Annotated in this window: 14 protein-coding genes; 6 read left to right on the top strand and 8 right to left on the bottom strand. The window is 35.5% G+C overall.

Going from position 1 to position 21628, the window contains the following annotated elements:
* Nucleotides 1–258: 258 nt before the first annotated feature.
* The 3 genes from FLS47_RS05895 to FLS47_RS05885 all read left to right on the top strand — a co-directional run bounded on the left by FLS47_RS05895 (nt 259) and on the right by FLS47_RS05885 (nt 7053).
* Complete coding sequence (locus tag FLS47_RS05895) at nt 259–1788, top strand: alpha-L-fucosidase (RefSeq protein WP_149913456.1); 1530 nt, start codon at nt 259–261, stop codon at nt 1786–1788.
* Between the two features lie 194 nt (nt 1789–1982).
* Nucleotides 1983–5204 carry a SusC/RagA family TonB-linked outer membrane protein gene (locus tag FLS47_RS05890; RefSeq protein WP_223225148.1) on the top strand — a complete coding sequence of 1074 codons (3222 nt, stop codon included), beginning with the start codon at nt 1983–1985 and terminating at the stop codon, nt 5202–5204.
* Nucleotides 5205–5214: 10 nt separating this feature from the next.
* Nucleotides 5215–7053, top strand: coding sequence for a RagB/SusD family nutrient uptake outer membrane protein (locus tag FLS47_RS05885; RefSeq protein WP_149913455.1), 1839 nt, complete (start codon nt 5215–5217; stop codon nt 7051–7053).
* Between the two features lie 371 nt (nt 7054–7424).
* On the opposite strand, the gene FLS47_RS18245 is transcribed toward FLS47_RS05885, so the two are convergent.
* From FLS47_RS18245 to FLS47_RS05850, 8 genes are all read right to left on the bottom strand, one after another.
* Complete coding sequence (locus tag FLS47_RS18245; RefSeq protein WP_188347370.1) at nt 7425–7601, bottom strand: hypothetical protein; 177 nt, start codon at nt 7599–7601, stop codon at nt 7425–7427.
* Nucleotides 7602–7844: 243 nt separating this feature from the next.
* Nucleotides 7845–8702, bottom strand: a complete 858-nt coding sequence (locus tag FLS47_RS05880) for a glycoside hydrolase family 16 protein (RefSeq protein WP_149913454.1) — start codon at nt 8700–8702, stop codon at nt 7845–7847.
* 48 nt (nt 8703–8750) lie between these two features.
* Nucleotides 8751–10277, bottom strand: a complete 1527-nt coding sequence (locus FLS47_RS05875) for a sulfatase family protein (RefSeq protein WP_149913453.1) — start codon at nt 10275–10277, stop codon at nt 8751–8753.
* Between the two features lie 176 nt (nt 10278–10453).
* On the bottom strand, nt 10454–12007 hold the full coding sequence (locus tag FLS47_RS05870) for an Rne/Rng family ribonuclease (RefSeq protein ID WP_149913452.1): 1554 nt from the start codon (nt 12005–12007) through the stop codon (nt 10454–10456).
* Nucleotides 12008–12310: 303 nt separating this feature from the next.
* Nucleotides 12311–13147, bottom strand: coding sequence for a tetratricopeptide repeat protein (locus tag FLS47_RS05865; RefSeq protein ID WP_149913451.1), 837 nt, complete (start codon nt 13145–13147; stop codon nt 12311–12313).
* Nucleotides 13148–13161: 14 nt separating this feature from the next.
* Nucleotides 13162–13455 (bottom strand): HU family DNA-binding protein, encoded by a 294-nt coding sequence (locus FLS47_RS05860; RefSeq protein ID WP_132777778.1) that lies wholly within the window; start codon nt 13453–13455, stop codon nt 13162–13164.
* A 201-nt stretch (nt 13456–13656) separates the two neighbouring features.
* Complete coding sequence (locus FLS47_RS05855; RefSeq protein ID WP_149913450.1) at nt 13657–14721, bottom strand: aminotransferase class I/II-fold pyridoxal phosphate-dependent enzyme; 1065 nt, start codon at nt 14719–14721, stop codon at nt 13657–13659.
* A 48-nt stretch (nt 14722–14769) separates the two neighbouring features.
* Nucleotides 14770–15228, bottom strand: coding sequence for a hypothetical protein (locus FLS47_RS05850; RefSeq protein WP_149913449.1), 459 nt, complete (start codon nt 15226–15228; stop codon nt 14770–14772).
* 314 nt (nt 15229–15542) lie between these two features.
* Between FLS47_RS05850 and FLS47_RS05845 the strand changes: the two genes are divergently transcribed.
* Genes FLS47_RS05845 through FLS47_RS05835 form a run of 3 tightly spaced genes read left to right on the top strand, consistent with a single transcriptional unit; the run spans nt 15543 to nt 21514 of the window.
* Nucleotides 15543–18701 (top strand): SusC/RagA family TonB-linked outer membrane protein, encoded by a 3159-nt coding sequence (locus FLS47_RS05845; protein ID WP_149913448.1) that lies wholly within the window; start codon nt 15543–15545, stop codon nt 18699–18701.
* 8 nt (nt 18702–18709) lie between these two features.
* Complete coding sequence (locus FLS47_RS05840) at nt 18710–20542, top strand: RagB/SusD family nutrient uptake outer membrane protein (protein WP_149913447.1); 1833 nt, start codon at nt 18710–18712, stop codon at nt 20540–20542.
* A gap of 12 nt (nt 20543–20554) precedes the next feature.
* Nucleotides 20555–21514, top strand: coding sequence for a discoidin domain-containing protein (locus FLS47_RS05835; protein ID WP_149913446.1), 960 nt, complete (start codon nt 20555–20557; stop codon nt 21512–21514).
* The last annotated feature ends 114 nt before the right edge of the window (nt 21515–21628 follow it).

Raw genomic sequence — 21628 nt, 5'->3', positions numbered from 1 at the left:
AAGCATTATTAGTGCATATTGTTAAACAAAAAATCAAAAAACGGCACAACAAACACTTGATTATATGCTTTTTAAAATAATCTGAAAATATGAAATTTAACTATAAGGATAATATAAAATACATTAAGTAAGGGTAATTTAGTGTACTAATTTGTTAAAAAACCATACAAAAACAAATTCTTAAAGGCCTAGTTTTGATATATTATGTTTAACATAAGAAAATTAAAACTAACAGATTATAAACTTTAACTTTCCAATATGATAAAATTACTTGTGTTTTGTTGTTTATCACTCGGAATATCATTACCGTTATTCGCTCAAAATTATATTCATATTTCTCCAAATGATTCAGAGCAAGAGATACTAAGAAAGGCTGCATCTGTCAAGCCCACTACGCGTCAATTGAATTGGCAGAAGTTAGAAATTACAGGATTCGTGCACTTCGGGATTAATACTTTCACGGGGAAAGAATGGGGCGATGGTACCGAAAGTCCTCACCTATTTAACCCGAAAAAATTAGATACTGATCAATGGGTTAGAATTGCCAAGGAGTCAGGGATAAAACTTTTAATTCTTACAGCAAAACATCATGATGGCTTTTGTTTATGGCCAACCAATACTACAAACTATTCAATTAAGAACGCACCTTATAAAAATGGACAAGGTGATATTCTAAAGGAATTAGCTGAATCTTGTAAGAAATACGATATGAAAATTGGTGTTTACTTATCCCCATGGGATAGAAATGCTAAATCGTATGGTACAGAGCAATATAATGAAGTGTTTCGTAATCAACTAAAAGAGGTATTAACTAATTACGGTAAGATTGATGAAGTGTGGTTTGACGGGGCAAATGGTGAAGGTCCTAACGGTAAGAAGCAAGAATACGATTGGACCTCATATTACAGTGTAATTCGTGAGCTACAACCTGAGGCTGTGATAGCAGTAATGGGGCCAGATGTACGTTGGGTGGGTACCGAAACAGGTTATGGTAGAGATACTGAATGGTCGGTTGTCCCAACAAATAATTTGGATCAAAATAAAATCGCCGAAGGTTCACAGCAACAAATGAATATTAAACCTGCAGGGGATATGCGAAAGAAGGATGTAGGTAGCCGTGAGATGATTAAAAAGGCCGAAGGATTAGTCTGGTACCCTGCTGAAACTGATGTATCTATTCGACCAGGGTGGTTCTATCATGAGAATCAAAATTCTAAAGTTAAATCACCTGAAAAATTGTTGGATATTTATTTCAACTCGGTAGGTAAAAACGGAGTGTTGCTTTTGAATATTCCACCTACTAAAGAAGGCTTATTTCACTCAATTGATGAGAATAATCTATTAAAATGGAAGACACTAAGGGATTCAATTTTTGAAACAAATTTAATACAAGCAAAAGGTGTAAAGTTGAAAGCGGATAAAAGCCGAATTCAAAAAAAGGATGATGAGGAAAAAATTTGGACTTCAAAACAAGAAAATCAACAGTTAGTATTCGAATACACTTCAGAAAAACCTTTTAAAACGAATATTATTCAATTGGGTGAATATATCAAATGGGGACAGCGTGTGGAAAAATTTGAGCTTCAAACTTTTAAAGACAAGCAATGGACCACAGTGGCATCAGGAACTACTGTCGGTTTTAAACGTATCGTTACTTTCCCTGAAGTCATTACGAATAAAGTTCGAGTTATTATAAAGCAATCACGCGTACAACCCTATATCGATAAAATCGGATTATACCACTATGAAGGGGTTGACCGACTAGAAGGTAACCAAGAAAAAAAATAATAGACATAAACCAAATTGCGTCAACACATCTGCTAATGACCATAAAAGCAGATGTGCTTCGTCTTATTTAATTAAAAATTTAAACCACTTTCTAGAAAGGAGGTATAGGAGTAATATGCGATAAAAAATCTATAAAAAGAAATTAAAATAACCTAAATACAATTTTTAAACTTATTAATTTAACCAATTAATTTATGATAAACCTTTTAAGAATATCTTACAATGCTTTAAAAAGGAGGAATACTTCAGTATTTACATTCCTTATGACTGCAGCAGTAACATCTAGTTTTGCAAATGCTCCAAACTTAGATAAAGGAGTTATTACATCAAATAACTTTAAAAAGACTGGGATGCATAACACGAAACTGCTTTTGAATAATAAACAAACAACTATCCGTGGAAAAATAATAGATAAAGACAATAATGCATTGGCTGGTGTAAATATATCAGTAGTTGGATCTAAAGAATCAACACTCTCAGCTGCTGATGGATCATTTACTATTAAAGGCAATATTGGAGTAGAATTAGTTTTTACATACGTAGGATTTAATAAAGTCCAATATAAAGTGGAATCTTTAGACAACAACATAATTACTCTAACACAGAATAGTGAAGAGTTGGAAGAGGCTGTAGTAGTTGGCTTTGGGACGCAAAAGAAATCAAGTGTTGTGAGTTCCATTACAAGTGTCAAAGGTTCAGATTTAAGATTTCCAACAAGAAATTTAACCAACAATCTAGCAGGGCAGCTACCTGGTTTAATTGCTATTCAACGATCTGGTGAACCAGGTTATGATAATTCTGAATTTTGGATTCGCGGTGTAAGTTCTTTTTCTGGCGGCACAAGTCCACTTGTATTGGTTGACGGTATACCTCGCGCCATGCAAGATATTGAACCAGATGAAATTGAGACTTTTACTCTTTTGAAGGATGCCGCAGCAACTGCTGTATATGGAGCTGAGGGAGCCAATGGGGTAATCATTATTACCTCCAAACGTGGTATGAGCCAAAAGACTCAGGTAAACTACCGAGGAGAATACAGTGTAATGAAACCGACACGACTACCTGAGTTTTTAAATTCAGCAGACTACATGATGCTTTACAATGAAGCTCTGAGAAATGAAGGTTCAGCAATAATGTTCTCTGAGGAATTAATAGAAAATTATCGCAAGGGGGAAGATTTGGATTTGTATCCGAATACTAACTGGCTAGATCTAATGCTAGATGATAAAACAAATAATATGCGACATACTTTAAATTTTAGAGGCGGCGGCGATATTGCTAAGTTTTTTGTATCAGGAGCGTATTTTACTGAAAGTGGGATTTTTAAACAAAATGAACTTGCGGAATACAATAATAATATCGGACTTAAACGTTATAATTTACGTTCTAACGTAGACTTACAAGTCACAAAGTCGACTTCATTGTTTGTTGATCTAAGTGGACAATACCTGACAACCAACTATCCAGGGGTTGGCACTGGTTTAATATTTCAACGAATGACTACGATTCCTTCCTACATTATTCCAGCAAGATACTCTGATGGGACCATTCCTGGCCATCCACGCCCGAGTAATAATCGAATCAACCCATACAATTTATTGATGGAATCAGGCTATGCGAAAGAATGGAGATCAAGTGTACAGTCTAATGTTGGAGTTAAGCAAAATTTAAACTTCATTACAGAAGGATTAACTGCGCAAGGCAATATTAGTTACGATGCCGTAATGAACTATTACATGACTCGTACCAAAACGCCTAAGCAGTTTTATGCAACTGGCAGAAATACAGATGGCTCTTTGATATATCGTGAGGTTGTTGCAGGTAATCCAGACTTTGGAGAACCAGTAGAAAACAACAGCGGAAATAAAAATATCTATTTAGAAATGTCCTTGAGGTATAACCGAAAATTTCTTGAGAAGCATGATGTGGGAGGAATGCTTTTAACGTACCAAAAGGAATCTCAATTGCACAGTGAAGCCTTAGCTTTTCGTAAGCAAGGGTACGTTGGTCGCGTCACTTATGGATACGATAATCGCTATGCAATAGAAGGCAACTTTGGCTTTACAGGATCAGAAACTTTTGCACAAGATTATCGCTTTGGATTTTTCCCAGCAGTAGGTGCATCATGGACTATTAGTAACGAACCATTTCTAGGTGACAATTTTAAATCGGTAGTAAATAATTTGCGTTTACGTGCCTCCTTAGGTCGCACAGGAAATGATAATACAGGTGGTGCTAGATTTTTATATAGGGGAACATTTGCTACTGGAGCAGCTGGTTATCCTTTCGGAATTGGTGGATCAGGAACGTTAAACGGATTGTCAGGACTTATAGAAGGCCGTTTTGAAGCACCTTATCTATCTTGGGAAATCGAGGACAAGAAAAATTTAGGTTTGGAAATTGGTTTATGGAATAATAAAATAGATCTACAAGTTGATTATTTTGATAACCATCGTTCAAATATCTTATTACAAAGACGTACCGTATCATCAGTAGCAGGTTTTCGTCAAAACCCTTGGCAAAATTTCGGAAAAGTTACCAATAAGGGTATAGATGGAAGTTTAAATATTAGACAAAAAATTGGTAATGAATTTATTTTGAGTGTACGCGGAAATGTTACCTATGCCAGAAATAAGATAATCGAATACGATGAGATTCCTCAATTATACCCTTGGATGAACGACACAGGCAATCGCTTAAGAAGTTGGAATTTATATATAGCTGACGGTTTGTATAAGCATGATGATTTTATTATCACAGATAATAACGGAACTAAAACATATGAGCTAAAAGATGATGTAGTAAGCTCTACGTTGAGTTCAAATATTCGTCCTGGAGATATAAAATATAAGGATCTAAATGGTGATGGTATAATTAATCAATACGATCAGACTAAGCGTGCTGCTAATCCGAATGTACCTGAATTAATTTATGGGTTTGGTTTATCTGGTGAGTACAAAAGCTTTTATGCAAATATATTTTTTCAGGGAGCTGGAAAAGTATCTACAGTTCTTGGCGCAGAAGTCCCTGCGGGATTCTTTCCTTTTCAGTGGGGTGTTGATGAATCGAATCTTCGTGTACAAGCTTTAGACCGTTGGACTGAAGAAAATCCTTCTGATGATGTTTTTTATCCACGCTTACACTCCGCAACATTCGCTAACAACTCTGTAGCAAGTACTTGGTGGCTAAGAGATGCATCTTTTATTCGATTAAAAAATGTTGAATTAGGTTATAGATTTAAAGAAACAGGATTATCAAAATATGGCTTAAAATCAGGTAGAATTTATTTGAATGGAAATAATATCCACGTGTGGGATAACATAAAAATGTGGGATCCTGAATTAGGAAATAAAAATGAAGGCCTTAATTATCCAATACCTTCTGCCTATACATTTGGAATTGAATTTAACTTCTAAAAAATAAATCATGAAAAATATACGTAACACATATAAAATGATGCTAGTATTAGCTTCATTGACCTTAACCAACTGTAATAAAGATTTCTTAAATGTTTCAGATGAATTGGCAGGCCAACTAACCATGACCGAAATTTTTGAGAATGCGGGATATACAAGAAATTGGCACCGTAATATTTTTACAGGCATTCCAAATAGTTCCGGATTGATTTTAGATGCTGGCGCCTTGACAAATCCATGGACAGGTTCCTCAGATGAATTAAAAATGGCGCAAGGCACTTTAAGAACACTGAACTCAAATGGGTTTAACTCCGGTAATGCACCATTTCATAGATGGGGCGGATTATATACATTAATAAGGCAAGCTAATCTATTTATAGAGAATGCAAAGGAGATCCCACAATCAGGAGATACTGATTTTATAGATGCTGCTGAATTAAGTAAAATGAAAGCACAAGCAAGATTTTTACGCGCTTATTATCATTACTTATTATTTGAGCAATACGGACCTGTACCAATTATGGAATCATCCATCGATCCCTCATCAAGTGAAATTGATTTCGAACGAAATTCAGTCGATGAAGTTGTAGAATATCTGTACAAAGAATTGACGGAAGTTTCCACAGACTTAGACGAAATAAACACAGATCAGAATTATCTTGCGTTGCCAACTAAAGGTGTTGCTTTAGCAGTAAGAGCAAAACTAATGATTTATGCAGCGAGTCCTTTATACAATGGCGGATATGAAGAGGCATTAGCTATAACAAATCCATCTGGCAAAAAACTATTCAGTCCTGCAGATCCTTCAAAATGGAATAAGGCAGAATTAGCTTTAAAAGAATTTATCACTTTTGCAGAATCAGGAAAATATGAATTATATAAAGCTTATACTAATGGACAATATGATCCAGATAAGTCATTATATGAATTATTTATGCAATATAATTCTGAAATAATATGGGCAAATCCGAATAATTCTTGGGGCGCGGTAAATGGCGAAGGCGTAGACAGAAGAGCCACCCCAAGATCGGAGAATGCAGGTTTTGCAAATATTGCTGTTACGCAAGAATTAGTCGATGATTTCTTTATGAATGACGGACTAGCAATAGAAGAATCTCCAAAATATTCAGAAAGTGGTTTTTCTGTTCAGGGAGATGATCTAACTGGACGTACAGAAATTGGCACGTACAAAATGTGGATAAATAGAGAGCCGCGATTTTATCAAACTGTATTTTATCATGGTCGTAAATGGCATTTGACAAATAGAGTAGTTAAATTTAACCGTGGTAATGGCAACGACAATACAGCAGCCGATCACCCTTGGTCAGGATATTTGTTATACAAGAGAATATCTAGAAATGTACATAACCAAGGCTCATTTCCAAAGAGTCAATATAGACCTTCAATTATTTTTAGGTTAGCAGAGTTTCATTTGTTATATGCTGAGGCAATGAATGAAGTTAATCCGTCCAATCCATTGGTTATTGATTATGTTGATAAAGTAAGAGAAAGAGCTGGTATACCAAAGTTAAGAGATATAAAACCTAACATTATTGGTAATCAAAATCTTCAGCGAGAAGCTATTCGTGCCGAAATGCGAGTAGAATTAGCTACAGAAGGTCAACGATACTTCGATGTAAGAAGATGGATGATCGCGGAGAACGAAGTAGGAAAAGGTGGCCAAGGTGGATTGTTCTATGGTATGAACATGGGAGCAACAAGTGAAACTGAATTCTTCAAAAGAACATCTTATGAAAATAGAGCTTTTGAACGTGAAATGTATCTTTACCCGATACCTTTGGCTGAAATTCAGAAAAGTAAAAAGTTAATTCAGAACCCAGGTTGGTAATATTCTATAATTTCTAAAATATTAAACGTAAGCAACTAATCTGATGCTTACGTTTTTTAGGTTGTTCATTTTTTATGCTCTGGTGTTTGAGGTTTGATAGCTTAACCCCAGATTACGCAATAGAAAAAATAGTCAATTTAGAGCTTTAGAATTCAAGTGCGTAGCAACAGGAAAAAACGAGGCATGAATTCTGAAGTATCGAATACTAATCAGGAGATTACACATCGGGTAGGAATGTTTTTTTTGCAAATGTTAGACAAAATTGGCTTTCGGCAGGAGATAGAATACTCTATTTATTAAGCCGTATCTCAATCCAATAATCCCTATAAAAAGGAAGTTTTTCTGGAGTAGGAATAATTACTAAATCAGACTTAATAAAAAACAGGCAACATCTCATTTATCAAATATGGAGGGGTATCTATCAATAAAGCTTCAAAATTTTTATCGTAGATATTATTACTAAAGGGAATAATGTTTACATCTGGAATTAGACCTTGTAATTGTATAATTGATCCCTGGGGATCTATATCGGTTAGTATAGTGTTCACATTTTTAGTAAATGAATACGCTAAGTTTAAAGCTTATGTACTTTTTCCTACTCCGCCTTATTGATGGGCTATTGTTATTATTTAGGATTGTTAAATTACAAAACAACACTATTGGCAACAAAGTATTTGAAGATTGGTTTAACTATATACCTCATGTACCAGAAGAAAAAGTTCATCCTTTTTACCTGATTAATTTATTAAATTGTACGTATTCAAAATAAAGTGGGTTCATTAAATTAATCCTTATTTTTGTAATCCATAATTCAATTTATCCTTTAAAGGTAAATCATACACACGCACATAATCTACTTCCATTTGAAATGGTAAATCTGCTTCATTCAGTTTACCTGGCCAACCTGCTCCCCCTGCTTGATTTAAGATGATATAAAAAGGTACATCATATGGCCACTGTTTGTTACCCGATTCTTGTTGTTTTGTAAAGGTGTATTTTAGGTCATTATTTAAATAAAATTGAATTTTGCTCGGTGTCCAAATCATGCTATAAACATTATAATCGTTAACATTGTAAACTGAAGATTTAGTTGCTGTACTAACTCCTGATTTGGCTGTATGAGCAGCATTATGCAAAGTTTGATGAATCACGGGTTCATTATTGACATGTTCCATAATGTCGATTTCGCCACAATCAGGCCATGTACCTTTTGCGTATTCTGGCTCAGGCATCATCCATATAGCTGGCCACGATCCTTTTCCTTGGGTAAATTTAGCCTTTACCTCCACTTTGCCATATTTAAGATTGAATTTAGTTGAAGATTGTATGCCTCCAGAATGATATGACATTGTATCTCCGGGAATCTTTCTATTATCCATACGTAAAACTAGATTACCATTCTTTTGATATACATAAGCTTCATCTTGGGTAATGAATTTATTCCACGCAACATGACCACGTTTAGCGTAACTCCATTTACTAGAATCAAAAGAACCACTTTTATCAAATTCATCTGACCATATCAATGTGAAACTTGATGAGTCTTTCACCTGATCCTTTGACTTCGATATTAAATTTATATTCCCACACGATTTTAGGGCGAAACTTGCCAAAACCAACAATGGAGATATTCTTAGTAAATTTTTCATACGTAGTTTTATTTAATCCTTCTAAGGAATTTAGTGTGAGAAAATAACTTAAATTTCCTTATTAAAAATTTGCTCCGCTTCATTGTCGTCAAATTCTCTGATTTGTTTCAATAACGTTTTTTTCATTTTCTTAACAATACCTTTGTATTTAGGATCATCATATAGGTTACTTAATTCATTTGGGTCGTTTTGTAAATCAAAAAGTTCCCAGGATTCTACACGTTTATAAAAACGAATTAATTTGTAGCGTCCTTCTTTGACTCCAAAATGTGGAGAAACTGCATGTTCTCCATTCTCAAAATAATGATAGAATATCTGCTTTCTATGTTTCTTTTTTGATGCCTTTAAAACTGGAACAAAAGATTTACCTTGCATATCGCTCGGCTTTTTAACACCAGCCAATTCTAATAATGTAGGTGCAACATCCGCATTAACAATACTTGCATCAGTATGAACTCCTTTTTTAATTAGTGCTGGATATTTCATAATAAAAGGTGTCCTAAACGATTCTTGATACATGAATCTTTTGTCAAACCATCCGTGTTCACCCATGTAAAAACCTTGGTCCGAAAGATAAATAACGATGGTATTTTGTTCTAAATGATTTGCCTTCAAGTAATCCAACACGCGTCCTATATTACGATCCATGGATTGCGCCGTATTCAAATAATCTATCATATATCTTCTAAACTTCCATTCAGCCAAAGCCTTACCTGATAATTTATCTGATTGCAATCTTTCGTAAATAGGCTGATAATATGCTGCGTATAACTTCCTCTGGTCTTCATTCATACGCTTGAAGTTACCGTCAGCCATCATCTTTTCCCACGTTTCGAACATTTTCAAGTCATAGCCCATACGCATATCTTTCTCAATTGACATTTCTTGAGCTGAAGCAGCTTTTCTAGATGAATAATCGTCATAAAAAGTTTCTGGCAAAGTAAATTCATCGTTATCATATGCGCCGAAATCCTTAGGATCCGGCATCCAGGTACGATGTGTAGCCTTATGACCTATGACAAGACAAAAAGGATTGTTGGTGTCAATAGAATCGAGCCAATTAATAGCTTTATCCGTTACAATATCAGATACATAACCTTCAACACGCTCTGTTCCTTTATTTGAAATGAAATCCGGATTGAAATAATGCCCTTGATCATTTAGAATGTCAAAATAATTGAAACCTTGCAGTTTATGACCTAAATGTATTTTACCAATCCATGCTGTTTTGTAGCCTACGCTCTGTAAATCTTTCACGAATAGATTCTGAGAAAAATCAAAATGAGAAGTTTCATTGTCCTTAAATCCATTTTTGTGACTATATTTTCCCGTAAGCAAGGTTGCTCTACTTGGACCACAAATGGAATTATTCACATAAGCATTATTAAACACAAAACCTTCTTGTGCTATACGATCAATATGCGGTGTACGACCAATTTTGGATCCATAAGCTCCAATGGTTTGGTAGGAATGGTCATCCGAAATGATAATAACAATATTTGGTTTGGAATGCTGTGCATGAGAAACAAAAATATTTCCAATAATAAATACAATGATAGTAAGCTTTCTAAGCATTTTGAATATACCTGATTAAATTTTCGAAAAAATAAATAATTGAAAGATACAAACATTATGTTGTACATATGATATCTTTTAAAAAAAAATCTAACTAATTATGCAGGATTGTGGAAATATTATGATTAAGCATAAAAAAGAGCGATATCTTTACAGAATCGCTCTTTTTTTAATTTTTACAACTTAATTTCTTCATTCTTCTGATTGTAGAAATGAAATTCTGTCAGAAAATATGCTGGAATAGATTTAACTTTAATCCATTTACCATACTTGAAGAACCATTTTAATCTGCGAGAGACAATACCAGACGTGATGTAGGCGCCCATATAAGGATGCACACACAATGTTACTCCCTTTTCGTTTTGTTCCTCGAGGATAAAACTCAAATTATTTTCTATATCGTCAAATAATACGACACTTGATCTTATTTCACCTGTACCATCACAAGCAGGACATTTTTCATTAGTCACCACGCTCATTTCTGGGCGCACACGCTGCCGTGTGATTTGTACCAAGCCAAATTTACTTGGTGGCAAAATAGTATGACGAGCTCTGTCCTCGTTCATACATTCTTTCAGGAATGTATACAGATCTTTACGATTCTGCGGCTTGTGCATATCAATGAAATCGATGACCACAATACCACCCATATCGCGTAAACGCAGTTGACGAGCAATCTCGCGCGCTGCTTCTTTGTTTACTAAGAGTGCATTATCTTCCTGATTTTCTTTACTTGCAATACGGTTACCACTATTTACGTCTATGACGTGCAAAGCCTCGGTATGTTCGATAACAAGGTAAGCACCCCCCTGCAAATTCACCGTCTTGCCGAAAGACGCCTTAATCTGTTTTTCAACGCCAAAATGTTCGAAAATAGGCTCTTTGTGTTTATACAATTTAACTATTTTCTCCAATTCTGGTGAGATCTCCTGTACATATGATTTTACTTCCTCATATATAGAAGAGTCATTGACATGAATGTGTGTAAACTCATCTGTCAAAATATCTCGTAGAATGGTAGAAGCTCTATCCATTTCCCCCAAAATCTTTTGTGGAGGTTCTACGTTTTTAAGGCGTTTGGTAAATAATTCCCATTTCGCGATCAAGTCTAAAAGGTCTTTTTGAAGTTCTTCTACTCCTTTACCTTCCGATACAGTACGAATAATAACACCAAAATTTGCTGGTTTAATACTCTCAACGATCTTTTTCAGACGTGTACGCTCGGCACTAGCTTTGATTTTTTTGGAAATGGAAACCGAACTTGAAAATGGCACTAACACAACAAATCGACCTGCAATAGACAGATCTGAACTCAATCGAGGACCTTTTGTTGAGATAGGCTCTTTAGCTATCTGCACCGGTATCATAATGTTACGACTTAGTACATCTGATATTTTGCCGGCCTTATCGATATCTTTTTCAAGTTTCAGACTATTCAGCAGATTCTCTTGATAACTGCCATTCTTTACTACTCGCGTAAGCTTAAGTAAGGATTGCACCTGAGGCCCCAAATCAAGGTAATGCAAGAAAGCATCTTTGTCGTAACCTACATCTACGAATGCTGCATTCAGTCCTGGCATAATCTTTTTGATACGGCCGAGATAGATATCTCCTACCGAAAAATGACTGCCAGCCTGTTCCTTATTCAGTTCGACAAGCTGCTTTTCCTGTAGTAAAGCAATAGTCACTCCATTCTCAGGAGTCGAATCGATAATTAATTCCTTTACCAACAGCTACTCAAATTTTGGGATATTGACGCCTCGCGCCTCAATATTAACTCCCGTTGTACATAAAAACTTGTTTAATGAAAAAATACAATCTATGATTATAACCGAGGTTTTTCATAGATTGTATATTGTCTCTTTGAGATTGAATAAATCTTATAAGACTACTAACAAGAACTATTTTTTCTTGTGTCTATTTTTTCTTAAACGTTTTTTACGCTTGTGAGTAGCCATTTTGTGTCTTTTTCTTTTTTTTCCGCTTGGCATAGCTTAATGTTTTTAAATAATGTTAAAAAATTCTGTTAATTATTATTTACTCAATGCTTCTATCTGACGATCAATGTATTGAGATAGGGTCGGATCAGCAGCCAGCTCTTTACTTTTGTTGAAAGCGGCTATAGCTTCTGATTTTTGACCAATTTTTTCGTAAGCTGTAGCTAAATAGAAATACGATTCAGCATCAGCTTTTATTTCTATGACAGTCTTAAAACGATCGATCGCACGATCAAACTGTCCTGACTGCATTGAAAACAAACCTAAAGTTTTGTTAGCATCTAAGTTTTTTGGTTCAGCTTGTACCACTTCACGCAATAAAGCAATACCCGCCATTGGATTGTTTGAGCCTGTCACTAAAGAAGCACCTAAGCCCGTTTTTGCAGACAAGCTATTTGGATCGATCTCAATAGCTTTCTCATACGATTCAATAGCCAATTTGTTCAATGCTGACGCTAATGCCGTGTCTTGTTGATTGGTATATCCCGTACGAAAAGCGTCTCCAGACTTCACCCAATACTCTAATGTCGGAGTTGCTTCCGCCATTTCTTTATAAATGAAACCTTGCGGAATTGGCTTAGCCAAATCTTCCCACTTATTAGCTAACGACTGCAACAAAGAAATTTTCTCTTCACCATCTGCTTTTTCAACTTCTTGCTCAATAGCCGAAATTTCTTGAGATAATGAAGCATTAATTCCTTGTTTTGCCAATTCTGAAACACTCTTCAAATTATACATTGAAGAAGATTCATCTGCAGCAGCAGTAGTATTTTGCTCTTGCTTATCTACCAAACCTTTAATAGGCTGCGCCAATAACGCACCTATCATCACTACAACGATCACGACAACAACTATTTGTTTGGTATTAAGCATACAGCGAATTTAAATTATTTTTTTACTTTATTACCATTTTTTACCTTTTCTACAAAAACTTTTGCAGGTTTAAAGCTAGGCACGAAGTGCTCCGGGATAATAATAGCTGTATTTTTTGAGATATTACGCGCAGTTTTTTCCGCTCTTTTTTTCACAACGAAACTTCCAAAACCTCTTACGTACACGTTTTCACCCTCAATCATCGCATTTTTAACAACTTTGAAGAACGCCTCAACCGTTTCTTGTACATCAACCTTCTCTAGACCAGTCTTGGTAGAGATTTCTGCAATAATTTCTGCTTTAGTCATATCTATATTCTGTAATAATTTATTTCTCCACTACCCCCATTTGGGGTTGCAAAATTATCGTTTTTATATGATGATTAAAAATATTTTAGCTTATTTATCTAACATATTTTTTTCATAATCAAACGATTAAGTATATAACTTATCCCTACCTCATTAAAAATAGTCCGCAAATCTACAATTATTTAGTTGATTTTCAAACTATTATTGCACATATGAATGTAAAACCTCCGATAACTTAAGGATGTCAGCTCGACAATGCAAAGCAGATATAACTATACGATTTAACAAGGGACTAGCCGGCAATGGATATGGAAAGCTAGAGATGAGTATATTATTTTTGTACAGATAGCGGTATAAATTAGAGTCAGTTGATGTAAAAACTGGAAAACCTTTCACTCTACTAAGCATCAGCTTTGTATTTTGAAGCGACTCGAAATACCTAATATTCTCATGCAAACGCTCATATGCCTCTTCATAAATAACTTGACTTTTTGTCAATGCGTAAATACTAGCAGGCGAACTTGGTGATGCCCCCATAAATATTGGTGATTTTTTAACACTAGCAATGATTTCTTTAGAACCAAGCACAAGACCTGCGTCAGTACCCAATCCTTTTGCAAGTGAATCAACCACTACAATTTGAATATTACCACAACCTGAAAGAGCACTAACATTTGCTGCAATATCATTTTTATTTACGACAGCTAATCCATGCGAATCATCTAGTATTAAAATAATATTCTTCGAGGAATCAATTAAAGAGAGGTATGCAAAATCATACAATTCGGGTCTAAGATTATCAATAGCATTTGCGATGATTACAAAGTCTGTGTCTGCTGAACTGCTAATCTCGTCCACAACTTTGACTAGCCATTCTTGGAAATATTCGGCTAAAGTTGATGGTTTATCCGCTATCCACAAAGCTGGATGTGAATCTGGAGCATAATAAACTTTACCACGTGAGGCGAGACTTTTGACTGTAGCCTGCGCAGCTAAATAACCGCTAGAAAACAAAGCTGCATCTTCATATCCGAATCTAGAGGCTAAATACTTCTCTGCCTCATCATATATTCCCAGCTGCACATTATTCGATCGAGAAGTGCCGTTGTTTAATCCATACTTCTTAATCCCTTCAAAAACCAAGTTTTGGTAATCTTCATTTACTAATAGCCCAAGATATGCTGTTCCGCCAAAAAATAAATATTCTTGCTTCTCGATATTAATTGTACGATTTGTTGGTTGATGCAGATTTCTAAATGAAGTCATTTATGGTTTGTATTAATTCGCAAATGTAATCATTAAGAAATGTTAAGACTAATACAAATGATAATTGAATGGGATGTTAATTCCAACAGAAAAACTGAATCCTTTTATAGGGGGAAGATTGCTTTTTTGCTTCAGTTCAAATCCATAACCCGCAGCAAATTCCAAAATATTAAAAATACCTAAGCCAATTTTTGGTGTTAATGTGTATGGCGTAACTTCTGCCTTTAGAAATGGCCAAACACCCTTGGCGCTTAAATAATAAGTAATCCCTAGTTCCGGAAGAAAGTGCGCCTTTTTATCTGCAAAAGTCAGATTTGCTCCTGCATCAAATCTTAAATAATTCGCGTAACCTATGTCAGTCAATCCCCATAAAGATGCCTTAAAAAAGCTTTTCTCTTGATGATGATATCCTATCGAAGGACCAATAATCCATTTTGAATTCTTCACTTGTTGTGCTTTAGAGTGCACAGAAAGAATTAAAAATAGTAGAATATATAATAATCTCATACTATGAACCTGGTTTATTCATTTTAAAGATAACAAAAACAGTCCTTTATAAAACATGCAACTAAAAATCAACTGCTTAGTATTTAGATTCTCATTTCAAAAAAATGTTACAAATGACATTTGCTTCTAATTAACTCAATTAAGTTTAAAACCAATTTAATAATTTTCACACTAAAAAATAACTTTTGAGTTGTTTTGTTAAAATTTGTTAAAATAGAACAAACGATTGCGTAGCTGTATTATAAAATAAGTTTGTAATATTAGTATAGTGTAATTAAAGCCAATGTTATTACATATAAATTATAAACTATTTTATGAAAAAACTTAAACCACGCAATTACCCATGGATTTCAATATCTAAAAATGTACCAATATGGGGTAGAGGAACCATTGTAGCTTTTCTTATTTGTCATTCATTTACAAATAGTGCTGGAACATTAGAATCTGCCTTCCACCTGGAAAAAAACTTTATTTTACAACAAAAGAAATTATTTACAGGAACAGTAAAGGATGTTAATGGCAACATTTTACAAGGTGTGAGTATCTCGCTAAAAGATCAAAAAAACGCTCTAACATCAACCGATATTAATGGGCGTTTTGTGGTCGAAATTCCAACAAACTCGACTTTAGTTTTCAGACTCGTGGGCTATGTACCACAAGAACTTCAAGTAGGAGCAGATGAAAATGATCTTTCAGTTACACTTTTTGAAGACACTGAAGGGATAGACGAGGTAGTTGTAGTAGGTTTTGGAACACAAAAAAAGGCGAGTAATGTAGGCTCGCAATCAACCATTAAGAGGGCTGAGTTAAAAGTACCTGTGGCAAACTTATCCACAGCGATTGCAGGCCGTCTCGCGGGCGTAGTAGCCACTCAGCGTAGTGGCGGACCAGGTAGTGGTGGTGCTAATTTATTTGTACGTGGTGTTGCAACATTTGCAAGTTCTCCACAATCACCCTTATTAATTGTAGATGGTGTACCCGATCGCGATATAAATAATATTGACCCCGAAGATATTGAAAGCTTTACAATCCTTAAAGATGCTACCGCAACAGCAGTATATGGTACTAGAGGAGCAAACGGGGTTATAATTATTAACACGCGAAAAGGAAAAGCAGGAAAACCTAGTATATCTGCAGAAGTACAGCAAGGTATTACAGGGTTTACCTATTTACCAGATTTTGTTGATGGCCCAACATTTATGGAACTTTTTAATGAAGGTTTAACAATGCGCGGAAAGAATGCATTTTATGATACCGAAAGAATTGAAAAGCATAGATCAGGCGAGGATCCAGATTTGTATCCAAATGTAGATTGGTACAAAGAACTATTCACAAATAATGCAACTAATAACAGAGCTAATGTGAATATAACTGGAGGTGCAGATGTAGCCAATTATTACCTTTCACTTGGCTATTACAACGAGACGGGACAGTTTAATACAGCTGATATCGAAACCTACAACTCCGAACTTAAAGAAAATCGTTTTAATTTTACGAGTAATTTGACTGTTAATGTAACCTCCAAAACTAAAATCGATTTTGGCTTAAACGGATTCTTGAAAAATTACAATGAACCTGCACGTGGAAGAGATGCCATTTTTAGTTTAGCAACACAAGCTTCACCCCATATAATTCCAGTCCAATATTCAGACGGATCATGGTCATTTGTGAGAGGTGCTACCGAAAACCCCTATAAAGCATTAACTCAATCTGGTATTAATAACAGATACGATAACGTGGTGAGATCAAATCTTAGAATTACTCAAAATTTAGATATGATTACAGAAGGTCTAAGTACTAGTGGTCTATTTGCTTTTGATGTGTTTGGTCAAACGGTATTGTCTAGAAGTAGAAATTTACCATCTTATTTTGCTGAAGGGCGAGACACAGAAGGTAATTTAATACTCACCAATACCCAGACAGGTTCGCCAGATTTAAGTTTCGGGCTTGGTAGATCTTCTACAAGAAGGTTATATACTGAAGCTTCATTAAATTACGGACGTGAATTTGGTATACATGATGTAGGTGGATTATTGCTATTTAATCAGTCAGATTTTTCGGACGCTGTATCTGCTGTTAGTTCTTATCAAGCTGCGATCCCTTACAGAAATCGTAATTTAGTGGGTAGAGCTACCTATGCTTATGATAGAAAGTATTTATTTGAAAGCAACTTTTCTTATTCTGGGTCTGACAACTTTACTCCAAATAACCGATTTGGATTATTTTCTTCTATTGGTTTAGGATGGGTTGTATCCAATGAAAGTTTCTTCGAATCCGCTAAAGACTATATACAACATCTAAAATTTAGATATTCTTATGGTAGCTCCGGTAATTCAAACACCAATGATAGATTCTTATACTTAACAAGATACACGCAATCTGGTGGAGGATATAATTTTGGTTTACCTGGATCTCAAAGAGGATATACGGGATATGCTGAATCCTTACTTCGTGGCGATGTAACCTGGGAGACATCGTACAGACATAATATTGGTATAGAATTCAATCTGTTCAATAATAATCTACAAGTCATCGCAGAATTATTTAAAGAAGATCGTCGCGGAATATTAATGCGCGGCTTAGATATACCATACGTTTCGGGCTACAATTCTGGTAATGTACCGTATAAAAATATTGGTGAGACTGCAAACAAAGGTATTGACTTGACGCTTGAGTATAACAAGCAAATGACCAATGGATTTTTCATGGCAAGAAGTACAATGAATTACAACTCCAACCGCGTGGTTAAAGATAATTTGCCACCATGGGCATTTCCTTACTTAGATCGTGAAGGACACCGTATTTCTCAACGATTTGGTTACATCGATCAGGGACTATTTAAAAGCGATGAAGAAATAGCGAATTCGGCAACACAAGCGGGCGATGTACGTGTAGGAGATATCCGGTATAAAGACTTAAACGGAGACGGAATAATTAACTCAAATGATCAAACGGCAATTGGGTATGGTGCAACACCTTTACTTACTTACGGTATTACATTAGGTGGTGGCTACAAAGGTTTTGACATCAGTCTATTCTTTCAAGGAGCAGGAATGGTAGACTTGAATTATTCAAGTGGATTTTCTGTTACACCATTCTCTCAAGGAGCGACATACGGTAATATGTATTCTACGCTATTAGACCGCTGGGATCCTAACAATCCGGATCAAAAAACTCTTTATCCACGTCTTTCAACCAACGAAACGGTAACAACAAACTACTATACTAGTTCTTGGTGGATAAATAGAGCAGACTACTTAAGACTTAAGCAGGCGGAATTTGGTTACAATTTTGAAAATAAATCATGGCTTTCTCGCATAGGGGTTACTAAGATGCGTCTATACACAAATGGAACTAACTTATTTACAATTTCAAATTGGGATTTTTGGGACCCAGAAATGGGAGACGGAAGAGGTACAGCTTATCCTATTACCAGAGTATACAATGTAGGTTTAAGACTAAATTTTAAATAAGAAATATCATGAAATTTAAATATAAGAAATTAAAAATAGCATTGTTATTAGGTATAGCAACGCTAACAATAAACAACAGTTGCAACGATAAATTTTTTGATGCACAGCCAGATAACTTGTTGAATATTGAAACAATATTTTCTAACCGTATACAGACTGAGAACTATTGGGGAGGATTATATTCACCTATTCCTGATATTTGGGATCAACCTTATACATTCTATTTTTCGGCTATAACAGATGAAATGGACATATCCAATTGGCAAGAATTTGCTCAGAATTCGGGAGCACTTTCTGCCGACAATGTCAACACATCTTACGTAAACTATTACAATAAAATCAGACAATGTCAGATTTTCATCGATAATGTCGATAAATGTGAGGAATTGCTATTGGCTGAAAATGGCGCTGCTCTTGTAAAACAGTACAAAGCAGAGGCGAGATTTTTACGTGCTTATTATTACTGGTTAGTCATGAAGATGCATGGGCCGGTTGTCATAGTACCATTTAACGTTGATGAGGCAGGACCAGATAATTATCAAATTCCAAGAAGTTCATGGGATGAAAGTGTAGCATTTGTACTGGGATTAATAGATGAAGCAATCGTTGATTTACCAGTAGACCACTACCAAACCAACACGAATACGCCGGACGGCACACAATTAGGTAGAATAAACAAAATGGTAGCTGAAGCGGTTAAATCGGAAATAACACTTTTTCACGCTAGTCCCTTATATAATGGAAATACTGATTTAGCGAATTGGAAAAACCTTGATGGAAAGCAATTAATAAATCCAACTTATGAAGTAAGCCGTTGGAGAGCTGCAGCGACACAAGCGAAAACAGCTATAGATCTAGCTGTTGCAAATGGAAAAGATCTGTTTGTAAAAAATGGAGCTGATGCTTTTGAAACAGGATTTCTTTCTACAAGAGATGTGTTTTGGGAAGGCTACCAAAAGGAAGGCATATGGATTAGACCTAATACGCAGCGAGAACAATGGGAACGACACGCAGCTCCTAGAGCTGTTGTAGGCACACCATATAATGGATTGGCCGCTGTACAAGAATTAGTTGATGATTTTCGAATGTCAAATGGCCAAGCGATTAATCAAAGTGCGACTTACAACGAAAATACGTATGTAAATACAACAACCAAATATTATGTATCAGGAACCAATACAATGTATACTGCTCGTGAGCCCAGATTTTATTCTTACATAACATTTAATGGCTCAATAATACCTGGGGTTGCTAAATCTGGAATGACACGTGTTGAGTATTATTCGACAGGGAATTCTGGTAAAAATGGTGCTCCACGTGACTGGCCAAAAACGGGCTATACGGCAAGGAAAAACTTACATCCTGGATATGGATTCAACCCATCGACTGTAACAAATAGAGTAGCGATGCTAATACGCTTGTCAGAACTATATCTTAATTATGCAGAAGCATTAAATGAAGCTGAACCAAATAACCCAGATGTATTAATCTATCTGAATAAAGTCCGCACAAGAGCAGGAATTCCCGCCCTAGCATCAGGTCTCTCCCAAGAACAGGTGCGCGAAAGTATCCGTTTAGAAAGACGAGTTGAATTATGTTTTGAAGGTAAACGCTACTTCGATGTGAGGAGATGGAAAGTTGCTGATAAAGAAGGATATTATCAAGGAGGTGCAATTACAGGAATGGATACTTCGAAAGGAACATCTTTAAGTGACCCAAGTTTTCACAAACGAGTTGTGGCTGTTGTAAGATCAGAATGGAATGACAAGAACTATTTTATGCCTTGGCATCAAATGGAGATCGACCGTAATAAAGCTCTAGTACAAATCCCAGGTTATTAATCTTTGTTAATTATGAAAAAAATAAATAAATCATTATTTGTATTAGGCTTAGGTATTGCTACATTATTTGCATGCAAAGAAGATAAACCTACCTATGAGCAGTTGAATGATACGCGCGAGCAAGCTTGGCTAAGTGTCCAAAAAGCAGCCAATGGCCAACAGGATTTAGTTTTGTTTCCTCAAGTACAGGAACGTAAAGATGTATTCAGAGTTAATTATGGTGGAGTAGGATATCCTTCAGAAGACATAAGTATTACATTTGCTCAGGATCAAAAAGCTCTAGATAGCGTGAATAGAATACGTCAAATTGGAGGCCTAGAGCCCTATATTCCTTTTCCTGCAGGTTCGTATACTCTAGATAAATCTAGTGTAAATATACAAGCTGGTACGACAGGTTCTGACTTTATCACTTTGACGTATAAACCAGAAAACTTCGATTTAACTAAAGAATATATGCTTGCATTGACTGCCACAAACAATAAAGATTACAAATTCAGGGCTGGAAGTAGTACGATTTTATATTATGCTGCAGTGGTAGAAAAACCGCAATCTAAAACAAAATGGACAGCAAAAGTATCTTCTATTCATACAGGAGAATCCATTGGAACACCAGGGGCTATCGTAGATGGCAACATTAACACATTTTGGCATACCCCGTACTCAGCTGGATCACCGAACTATCCGCATTGGGCTGAAATAGATTTTGGTGAAGAAATCTATGCCACAAAAATCGGCATTACCAAGCGACAAGCAAATTCCACAGGTTTTAAAACTTTTGATATTTTAGGAAGTAAAGATGGCACGACTTGGATCACATTAGCATCCAATCAAGTTATGGAACAATTTAACGACGGAATGCAAGTATTTGACATTACTCCACAGTATTTGAAAAAGATTAAGCTTGATCTTAAAAATTCATTTGGCGGTCAAAATTACACACACTTAGCAGAAGTGGACGTTATTGGTTATTAATAGGGTTAAAGAAAATACTAATATTTTTAAATTTTAATGGCAATAACGACTTTTTAAGGTATTGATTAATCAAAAAATGCCAGATCTAATATTAGGTCTGGCATTAATTCCCAT

This window comes from Sphingobacterium cavernae, assembly GCF_008520265.1.
In the GTDB taxonomy this organism is placed as follows: domain Bacteria; phylum Bacteroidota; class Bacteroidia; order Sphingobacteriales; family Sphingobacteriaceae; genus Sphingobacterium; species Sphingobacterium cavernae.
The sequence above is the reverse complement of the archived record's forward strand: the minus strand, read 5'-3'. Positions and strand labels throughout refer to the sequence as shown.